Genomic DNA, 9,453 nt, shown 5'->3' with positions numbered 1-9,453 from the left:
CAGCCTGGTCACGCGTGCGCCGTCCGCCGCCCCGAGCGCCCGGACGAGCCCGGCGCTGGTCGTGGCGACGGGGCGGCGGCACCGGCCTCCCCGACGAGCCGGGCGCTGACGGCGTCCCCTGCGCGGGGCGGGACCAGCGCGGTGCCGGGCACGGGCAGGGCGGGGAAGGCCGCGGCACGGCAGTTCTGGTTCGTCGTGCCCGTCACTCGACCAGCCGCCCCGGGCCCGCCGGCCGGCCGGAATCCGACCGGGACGTGGAACGGTCCGTCAGGAAGACGCCGGCACCGGCACGGTCGCGGCCACCGCCGCGCGCACCTCGCGGACGATCCTCTCCAGGCCCGGCACCGACGCCCCGGCCCGCTCGGTCAGCTCCTCGACGCGCCGCTCGCCCGCGCTCCCGCCGAGCAGGTCCGCCGCGTCGGCCAGGACGGCGACCGCCGCGTCCCGCTCCGCGAGGCCGGCGGCCGGGAGGGGCCCGAGGAGGGCCTCACGCGTCTCCTCCCGCAGCACCTTCACCGCGGCCGCCCGCTCCAGCGCGTACTCGACGGAGGGGAACACACCGAGGACGCGTCTCTTCTCCGCCCGCAGGTACCCCCCGGCCACGAGCTGCTCCCGCACGGCGTCGGCGGTCACCCGCGCCCGCAGCGTCACCCAGGTCCGCCAGGGGTGCGGGCACGACTCGTGGACGAGTTCCAGCAGCCCGTCCAGGGCGGCGTCGCCGCTGCGGGAGTCCATGTCGGCCGGCGTGGCGATGCCGTCCTCGTCGGTGAGCAGCCCGCGCCGGGCCAGGTCGACGAGGGCACCGGCCCGCACCGGGCCGGCCGGGTGGGCGCCGCCCGCCGGGGGCCGCGCGGTGTCCCAGGCCAGCAGCGACAGCCGGGCCGGCAGCGTGAGCGAACCGTGGGACACGAGGCCTCCTGGGGCGGGAGATCGGCTTCGGTTAAACGCGTTGACAGGCCCCTGTACCCCTTCCTACGGTGTACAGCGGTCCTGTTGCCGTCGATGGGAGAAGGACGTTGCTCGTCTGAGGTCCTGAGACACCGCGCCCCACCCGTGAGGTGTGTGCGCTGCGTGCGACCTCGGCGTCCGAGCCGTCCCCCGGTGCAGGGCCCTTCTCATGCCCGTGAGGCCTCCTCCCTGGTCGCAGGTGTCTCGACACGCGTTTGCCCCTGACTGCTTCGAGCAACCGCGAGTGAGGCCACCATGTCCCCTTCCGTCACCCTCACCTCCCTGTCGTTCACCTGGCCCGACGGCACTGTCGTCTTCGAGGACCTGGACGCCGCGTTCGGCCCCGGCCGGACCGGCCTGGTCGGGGTCAACGGGTCGGGGAAATCGACCCTGCTGCGGCTGATCGCCGGTGAACTCGTACCGGCCGACGGCACCGTCCGCGTCGCCGGCGAGATCGGCTACCTGCCGCAGAACGTCACGCTCGACACGGCCCTGGGCGTCGACGAGGCGCTCGGCATCGCCGCCCGGCGTGCGGCGCTGCACGCCATCGAGGCGGGCGACGTGGCCGAGGAGCACTTCGAGACCGTCGGCGACGACTGGGACGTCGAGGAACGCGCCCTGGCCACGCTCGGCGAACTCGGCCTCGGGCACATCGGGCTGGACCGCACCGTCGGCGAGGTGTCCGGCGGCGAGTCCGTCCTGCTGCGGCTGGCCGCGCTGCTGCTGCGCCGGCCCGACGTACTGCTGCTGGACGAGCCGACCAACAACCTCGACCTGTACGCCCGCCGGCGGCTGTACGCGGCCGTCCGGTCCTGGCCGGGCGTCATGGTCGTCGTCAGCCACGACCGGGAACTGCTGGACCTCGTCGACCAGATCGCCGACCTGCGCTCCGGCGGGATCACCTTTCACGGCGGCAACTTCTCCGCCTACGAGGAGGCGCTGGAGACCGAGCAGGAGGCGGCCGAGCGCATGGTGCGCGTCGCCGAGGCCGACTTCCGCAGGCAGAAACGCGAACTTACCGACGCGCAGGTGAAGTTGGCGCGCCGCAAGCGGTACGCGCAGAAGATGTACGACACCAAGCGCGAACCCCGGGCCGTCATGAAGCTCAAGAGCCGCGCGGCCCAGGTCTCGGCGGGCAAGCACCGGATCATGCACGAGGAGAAGCTGGCGGAGGCCAGGGAGCGGCTCGACGAGGCGGTGGAGGCCGTGCGCGACGACGACGAGATCCGCGTCGACCTGCCGTTCACGGCCGTCCCGCCGGGGCGTACCGTCCTCACCCTCCAGGATCTCGGGCTCCGGTACGGCGCCCGGGTCGAGGGCGGGCTCGAACTGCGCGGTCCCGAGCGGGTCGCGCTGATCGGACGCAACGGCGCGGGCAAGACCACGCTGCTGCGCACCATCACCGGGGAGCTGGCTGCGGAGTCGGGCGAGGTGACGGCGCACGTCCCGCTGCGGTTCCTGCCGCAGCGCCTCGACGTCCTGGACGGGGAGCGGACGGTCGCCGAGAACGTGGCCCGGTTCGCGCCGGGCGCCACCAACAACCGGATCCGGGCGCGCCTGGCCCGCTTCCTGTTCCGGGGCGGCCGGGCCGACCAGCGGGCATCGACGCTGTCGGGCGGCGAGCGCTTCCGGGCGGCCCTGGCCGCCCTGATGCTGGCCGAGCCGGCCCCGCAGCTGCTCCTGCTGGACGAGCCGACCAACAACCTGGACATGGCCAGCGTGCGGCAGCTGACCACGGCCCTGGACTCCTACGAGGGGGCGCTGATCGTGGCCAGTCACGACCTGCCGTTCCTGCAGTCGATCGGCATCACGCGCTGGCTGCGGATGGAGGAGGGAGGACTGCGGGAAATCACGCCAGAGGCTGTCGGGTATTCCGCCTAGCGTCGGGCTCATGCCCGCATTCATCACCCTGACCGGAGCCCGCGAGAACAACCTCAAGGACGTCACTCTCCGCATCCCGAAGGGCCGGCTGACCGTGTTCACCGGCGTTTCGGGGTCGGGGAAGTCGTCGGTCGTCTTCGACACGATCGCCGTGGAGTCGCAGCGCCAGCTCAACGAGACCTATCCGTGGTTCGTCCGCAACCGGCTGCCCAAGTTCGAACGGCCGCACGCGGACGCCCTGGAGGACCTCACCCCCGCGATCGTCGTCGACCAGCGGCCGGTCGGCGGCCACTCCCGGTCGACGGTCGGCACCATGACGGACGTCTACTCGGTGATCCGCGTCCTGTTCTCCCGGCACGGCACGCCGAGCGCCGGCCCGGCCACGGCCTACTCGTTCAACGACCCGTCGGGCATGTGTCCCGAGTGCGACGGTATCGGCCGTACCGTGGGCCCCGACTGGGACCGCATCCTGGATCCGGACCGCTCGCTCGCGGACGGGGCGGTCCGCTTCCCGCCGTTCGCGGCGGGGACCTGGCAGGGCCAGACGTACACCAACAGCCCCGACCTCGACCCGGACAAGCCCGTGGGACGGTTCACCGCCGCCGAGCGGGAGTTCCTGATGCGCGGGCGGCCCGGCAGCAAGGTCGACGTCACCGGCAGCGGCGGCACGTGGACCACCGAGTACGAGGGCCTCGCCGACCGCTTCGAGCGGCTGTACCTGAAGCGGGACCTGTCCGGCATGAGCCAGAAGACCCGGGACCTGGTCCGGGAGTTCTCGGTGGAGGGCGTCTGCCCGGCCTGCCGCGGAGCGCGGCTCAACGCGGCGGCGCTGGCCACCCGGATCGGCGGCCGGACGATCGCCGACTGCACCCGGATGCAGGTCACCGACCTGATCACCGTGCTGAAGGAGATCGACGACCCGGTGGCCCGGCCGATCGCCCAGGCGGCCGTGGCCGCGCTGGAGCGGATCGAGGCGATCGGCCTCGGCTATCTCAGCCTCGACCGGGAGACCGCCACCCTCAGCGGCGGGGAGGGGCAGCGGCTGAAGACCGTGCGGCACCTCGGCTCCAGCCTGACCGGCATGACGTACATCTTCGACGAGCCGAGCGTCGGACTGCACCCGCGGGACGTGGGCCGGCTCGGCGATCTGCTGCTGCGGCTGCGCGACAAGGGCAACACCGTGCTGGTCGTCGAGCACGACCCGGACGTCATCGCGCTGGCCGACCACGTGGTGGACATGGGACCGGGCGCCGGCGCCGGGGGCGGCACGGTGGTGTTCGCGGGGACACCGCGGGAACTGGCCGCGTCGGACACGCTCACCGGACGCTGTCTGCGCCGGCGTACGGCGGTCAAGGAGGAGGTGCGCGGGCCCACCGGCGAACTGTGGGTCAAGGGCGCCGACCGGCACAACCTGCGGGACGTGACCGTGCGGTTCCCCACGGGTGTGCTCACCGCGGTGACCGGGGTCGCCGGCTCGGGCAAGAGCAGTCTGGTCGCGGAGTTCACCGCGGCCCACCAGGAGGCCGTGGTGGTCGACCAGTCCTCGATCGGCATCTCGGGCCGGTCCACACCGGCGACGTACCTGGGGATCATGGACACCGTCCGCAAGATCTTCGCCCGCGAGACGGGGGCCGAGGCGGGCCTGTTCAGCTTCAACTCCGGCGGCGCCTGCCCCACCTGCGAGGGCCGGGGCGTCATCTACACCGACCTCGCCTTCATGGACCCGGTGACGACGACGTGCCACGGCTGCGAGGGGCGGCGCTTCAAGGAGGAGGTGCTGCGGCTGACCGTGCGGGGCCGTTCCGTCGCCGACGTCCTGGAGATGACGGCCGAGCAGGCACTCGGCTTCTTCGACGACGAGGCGGTACGGCGCCGGCTGCGCGCCCTGCGGGACGTCGGACTGACGTATCTGACGCTCGGCCAGCCCCTGTCCACGCTCTCCGGCGGTGAGCGGCAGCGCATCAAACTGGCGACTCGGCTGCACCGGACGGGCGCGGTCTACGTGCTGGACGAACCGACGACCGGTCTGCACATGGCCGACGTGGAGGGCCTGATCGGCCTGCTGGACCGGCTGGTCGACACGGGCAACACGGTCGTCGTCGTGGAGCACAACCTGGACGTGGTCGCCCGGGCCGACTGGGTGATCGACCTCGGCCCGGACGGTGGCCGCGACGGTGGCGAGGTGGTGTTCGAGGGGACGCCGCGGCAACTCCTGGAGGCGGACGGATCGTTCACCGGGGAGCATCTGCGGCGGTTCGTGCGGTCGGGAGTCAGCGGGCCGGCGTGAGCTCCCCGGTGAGCGGAACGCCCGGGTGGGCCCGGTTGCCGACGACGGCGAGCCGGGGGCCGCGCGGAGTCGGCTGCCACTGCCCGCCCACCAGGGGGAGCAGGGCGATGTTGGGCGCCGGTCCCCGGGTCCAGTCGAGGGTGCCCGCGACGGTGTCGAGGGTCGTGTCCGCGAGGGTCCCGGCGACGGAGGCCCGGTCGGTCGGGTCGTCCGCGACGGTGAGAGCGTGGTGGGCGGTCTCCAGCAGGGCGTGGGCCAGGCCCAGGGGCTGCAGCCAGGGGGCGCCGGTGTCCCGTTCGTAGGCGCGGGCGAGTTCGGCGCACGTGGTGCCGTCGAGACCGGAGCGGTAGGGGTGGTCCGGGCTCCAGTACACGAGGGTGGCCACGCGCGCGTCGCCGAGTTCGCCGTGGACGCCGGGGGCGGGGGTGGTGTGGGTGTGCGGGTAGGTCAGCCAGCGCGAGCAGGTGATCAGCCGCGGCCGCACCCCCGCCGCCCGGGCCTCGCGGTGGAAGAGGGCCAGGTCGGTGGCGGTGGCGGCGCTGGTGACGAGGTCGGCGCCGTGCTCGCGCAGCCGGGCGACCTGTGCGGCGAAGCCGGGGGCCGGTTCCCGGTAGGCGCCGAGGTCGACCAGGGTGTGCCCGCGCGGGGACGTCACCGGGGCGAAGCCGTGGCGCTGGTGCCGCAGCAGCGCGCCCTGCAGGTCGTCGTTCCACAGGCACCCGACGGCGCCCCGGCCGCCGACGCGCTCCCACAGGTCGGCGAAGACGGCGGCGATGTCGTCCAGCCCCCACGCGAAGTGGTACGTCCACCGGAAGCGGTGCCCCGGCTCGGCGGCGCGCGCGTGGAGGTAGGCCTGCCACGGGAAGGTGGTCGACACGCAGGGAACGCCGGCCTCCTCGCAGGCGTCGGTGACCGCGGGCAGCACCCGGGTCCCGGCCATCGTCAGCACGAGGTGCGCGCCGGCACCGGCCAGGTCGCGCACGGCCCGCCGGGCCGCCTCGGGGTCCGAGCGGCTGTCGCGCACGGCGACGGTCACGGTGTGCCGACGGCCGCCGTTGCGCACGTGCGCGAGGCGGGGGCCGAGTCTGCGCAGGACGTACGACAGCGGGGAGCCGAGAGGGGCCAGCCGGCCCGTCAGCGGCGCGACCACGCCCACGCACAAGGAAGTCGACTGCATCGAGGCCCCTCTCGTGTGTCCGGTGTGACCGCTCAGCGGCCGGAACGGTCCGCGGTGACGCAGGTGGTCCTGCTGAACACCGCCACCGTCTCGTTGCCGCAGTTGTTGCTGTGGCCCGAGGCGTTCCGGGCGAAGAGCAGGTTGGACAGGACGCCGCCGCTGGGGCCCGCCTGGTCGCCGCCGCCCCTGCCGTCGTCCTCGGTCACACAGGTGCGCTCCTTGAACAGGGCCACCTTTCCGGTGCCGCAGAGGTTGGCGTGGCCGGAGGAGTTCCGGCCGGAGAGGTTGGACAGCACACCGCCCGCCCCCGCGTCGCCGTCACCGGCATGAGCCGTGGCCATGCCGGCCGGAACGGCCATCAGCATCCCCACGATCGAGGCCACTACCGCCATGCGCCGCGTGCCGTACATCTGTGTCGGTTTCCTTCCGCCGGATCGGTCGCCGGCCTTCTCGGCCGGAGCACTACGACCAACGACCCACCGGACGATCGGTACGGCCCCGCCCAGGTGAATGATCTGCAAGACAGTTGATCGGGTCCTGCGATGGAGTGCCGGACGCGGATCCGTTGACTCGCGTCAAGACGCCGTCCGCACCGCACCTCGATGGGGTGGTTTGACCGTTGGCCCGCCGATCACGCACGCGGGCTGCGCGAACACTGAAGGGGGGTGGCGCGGGCCATCGGGAAGGGGAACGGCATGGCCGACGGCACGGTGCTGATGGCGGTGGCGGAGCGTCCGGATGATGGGGGCGCCACGGCGGGGCAGTGGGTGAGGATCGCCGAGGCGCTCCACGGGCGGGGCTTACAGGTCCGGTGGGCGGCGAGCGCCGCCGACGCCGAGGCGGTGCTGCGGACCGAGGCGGGCGTCGCCGCCGCGGTGGTCGCCTGGGACCTGCCGCCCGAGGAGCGGGGTGAACCGGGCGGAGCCGGGGTGCTGCGCCGGATCGGCCGCCGCTTCCGGGACCTGCCGGTGTTCCTCGCCATGGCCGACGAGGGGCTGCGGGAGCTGCCGCTGTGGGTGTCGCAGTCGGTGGTGGGCTACGTGTGGCCGCTGGAGGACACCCCGGCGTTCCTCGCGGGCCGGATCACCACCGCCGCGCGCGCCTACCAGGACGCCCTGCTCCCGCCGTTCTTCAAGGCGCTGCGCCGCTTCGACGACGCCCACGAGTACTCCTGGCACACGCCCGCCCACTCCGGCGGTGTCGCCTTCCTCAAGTCGCCCGTGGGCCGGGCGTTCCACGACTACTTCGGGGAGCGGCTGCTGCGCAGCGACCTGTCGATCTCCGTCGAGGAACTCGGCTCGCTGTTCGAGCACACCGGGCCGATCGGCGAGGCGGAGCGCAACGCCGCGCGCGTCTTCGGCTCCGAGCGCAGCTACTTCGTCCTGCATGGCGACTCCACGTGCAACCGCCTGGTCGGGCACTTCAGCGTGACCCGCGACGAGATCGCCCTGGTGGACCGCAACTGCCACAAGTCGGTCCTGCACGGCCTGGTCGTCTCCGGCGCCCGGCCGGTGTACCTGGTCCCCACCCGCAACGGCTACGGTCTCGCCGGGCCGCTGCCGCCGGGCGAGCTCGCGGCGGAGTCGGTGGCGGCGCGGATCGCGGCGAGCCCGCTCACCGCGGACGCGGTGTCGTCCCGCGCCCAGTACGCGGTGTTCACCAACTCCACGTACGACGGCCTCTGCTACGACGCGCCGGCCGCGGCCCGCGCGTTCGCCGCCGCCACGCCCCGGCTGCACTTCGACGAGGCGTGGTTCGCCTACGCCCGCTTCCATCCGCTCTACGCGGGGCGCTACGGCATGTCCGTGGACGCGGAGGCCTTCCCCGGCCCGGACCGGCCGACGGTGTTCGCCACGCAGTCCACGCACAAGCTGCTGGCCGCGCTGTCGCAGGGTGCCATGGTGCACGTCCGGCCCGCGCCCCGGGCACCGGTGGAGCACGACCGGTTCAACGAGACGCTCATGATGCACGGCACGACGTCGCCGCTGTACCCGATGATCGCCTCGCTGGACGTGGCCACGGCGATGATGGACGGCCCGCAGGGACGGTGGCTGGTCGACGAAGCCGTGACGGAGGCGGTCCGGTTCCGCCAGGAGATGGTGCGCATCGGGCGGCGGATCGAGGCGGCGGGCGACCGGCCGCCGTGGTTCTTCGGCGTGTGGCAGCCCGACGAGGTGACCGACCCGGCGAGCGGGGCGCGCCTGCCCTTCGACGAGGCACCGGCGGAGCTGCTGCGCACGGAACCGTCCTGCTGGCACCTGGAGCCGGGCGCCGGCTGGCACGGCTTCCCCGGCCTCACCGACGGCTGGTGCATGCTCGACCCGATCAAGGTCACTCTGACCTGCCCCGGTGTGGACGCGACCGGCGAGATGGCCGACCAGGGCATCCCGGCGCGGGTGCTCACCGCGTATCTGGCCACGCGCGGCATCGTCGTGGAGAAGACCGACAGCTACACCACGCTGGTGCTGTTCTCCATGGGCATCACCAAGGGCAAGTGGGGCACGCTTCTCGACGCCCTGATGGACTTCAAGGACCTCTACGACGGTGACGCCCCGCTCGACCGGGTACTGCCCGCACTGGTCGCGCACCGGCCCCGGCGCTACGCGGGACTGACGCTGCGCGGCCTGTGCCAGGAGATGCACGAGCATCTGCGCGCGGCACGCCTCGTCGACCTGCTGGACACCGCGTTCCAGCAGCTGCCGGAGCCGGTCGCCCCGCCCCAGCAGTGCTACCAGCGGCTGATCCGCGGCGGCACGGAACGGCTCCCGCTCTCCGAAGCGGCCGGCCGGGTCGCCGCCGCCATGGTCACCGTCACACCGCCCGGCATCCCGGTCCTCATGCCCGGCGAGAACACCGGGGCGGCGGACGGTCCGCTGCTGCGCTACCTCACGGCGCTGGAGTCCTTCGACCGCCGCTTCCCCGGCTTCGCCAGCGAGACCCACGGAGTCACCCGCGACCCCGACACGGGCGCCTACCTGATCGAATGCCTGCGCCGCGACCCCCGGCCGGCTGGGGAGAACGACACGGCACCGGCTCAGCGCCGGGAGACGGAGGGGGTGGGGACGGAGGTGGAGTGAGGCGCGGGCGGGGTGCGGGCCGGGGGCCGAGGCGGTCCGGGTCAGAGGCCGTTCAGGCCTGCGGTTGCCAGCCTCCCGGGGGG

The 9,453-nt window shown here is 73.5% G+C and carries 6 protein-coding genes; 3 read left to right on the top strand and 3 right to left on the bottom strand.

From position 1 onward, the window contains the following. Positions 1–267: 267 nt before the first annotated feature. Positions 268–909 carry a GPP34 family phosphoprotein gene (locus tag RIN80_RS24595; protein ID WP_309097832.1) on the bottom strand — a complete coding sequence of 214 codons (642 nt, stop codon included), beginning with the start codon at positions 907–909 and terminating at the stop codon, positions 268–270. A 294-nt stretch (positions 910–1,203) separates the two neighbouring features. On the opposite strand from RIN80_RS24595, the gene RIN80_RS24590 reads away from it, so the two are divergent. Both RIN80_RS24590 and RIN80_RS24585 read left to right on the top strand, forming a co-directional pair. Continuing rightward, complete coding sequence (locus RIN80_RS24590; RefSeq protein ID WP_309097831.1) at positions 1,204–2,829, top strand: ABC-F family ATP-binding cassette domain-containing protein; 1,626 nt, start codon at positions 1,204–1,206, stop codon at positions 2,827–2,829. Between the two features lie 10 nt (positions 2,830–2,839). Further along, positions 2,840–5,116 (top strand): excinuclease ABC subunit UvrA, encoded by a 2,277-nt coding sequence (locus RIN80_RS24585; RefSeq protein ID WP_309097830.1) that lies wholly within the window; start codon positions 2,840–2,842, stop codon positions 5,114–5,116. Here RIN80_RS24585 and RIN80_RS24580 read toward each other — a convergent pair. Together RIN80_RS24580 and RIN80_RS24575 are read right to left on the bottom strand one after the other, a co-directional pair. Beyond that, positions 5,100–6,293 carry an ABC transporter substrate-binding protein gene (locus RIN80_RS24580; RefSeq protein WP_309097829.1) on the bottom strand — a complete coding sequence of 398 codons (1,194 nt, stop codon included), beginning with the start codon at positions 6,291–6,293 and terminating at the stop codon, positions 5,100–5,102. The two genes, RIN80_RS24585 and RIN80_RS24580, sit on opposite strands and share 17 nt — an antisense overlap. Positions 6,294–6,325: 32 nt before the next feature. Further along, entirely contained in the window at positions 6,326–6,703 is a 378-nt protein-coding gene (locus RIN80_RS24575; RefSeq protein ID WP_309097828.1) for a hypothetical protein, read from the bottom strand. A 285-nt stretch (positions 6,704–6,988) separates the two neighbouring features. Between RIN80_RS24575 and RIN80_RS24570 the strand changes: the two genes are divergently transcribed. Next, positions 6,989–9,370 carry an Orn/Lys/Arg decarboxylase N-terminal domain-containing protein gene (locus RIN80_RS24570; protein ID WP_309097827.1) on the top strand — a complete coding sequence of 794 codons (2,382 nt, stop codon included), beginning with the start codon at positions 6,989–6,991 and terminating at the stop codon, positions 9,368–9,370. Positions 9,371–9,453: the final 83 nt, after the last annotated feature.

Origin of the sequence: Streptomyces sp. (genome assembly GCF_031181705.1) — a bacterium.
GTDB lineage: Bacteria > Actinomycetota > Actinomycetes > Streptomycetales > Streptomycetaceae > Streptomyces.
Note: the sequence above shows the minus strand (reverse complement) of the source record. Positions and strands in the feature narration are given on the sequence as shown.

What these genes read in the sequence shown, in the direction of transcription:
- RIN80_RS24590 (WP_309097831.1), top strand. Translation starts at nt 1,204, where the DNA reads ATGTCCCCTTCCGTCACCCTCACCTCCCTGTCGTTCACCTGGCCCGAC.
- RIN80_RS24580 (WP_309097829.1), bottom strand. Translation starts at nt 6,293, where the DNA reads ATGCAGTCGACTTCCTTGTGCGTGGGCGTGGTCGCGCCGCTGACGGGC.
- RIN80_RS24575 (WP_309097828.1), bottom strand. Translation starts at nt 6,703, where the DNA reads ATGTACGGCACGCGGCGCATGGCGGTAGTGGCCTCGATCGTGGGGATG.
- RIN80_RS24585 (WP_309097830.1), top strand. Translation starts at nt 2,840, where the DNA reads ATGCCCGCATTCATCACCCTGACCGGAGCCCGCGAGAACAACCTCAAG.
- RIN80_RS24570 (WP_309097827.1), top strand. Translation starts at nt 6,989, where the DNA reads ATGGCCGACGGCACGGTGCTGATGGCGGTGGCGGAGCGTCCGGATGAT.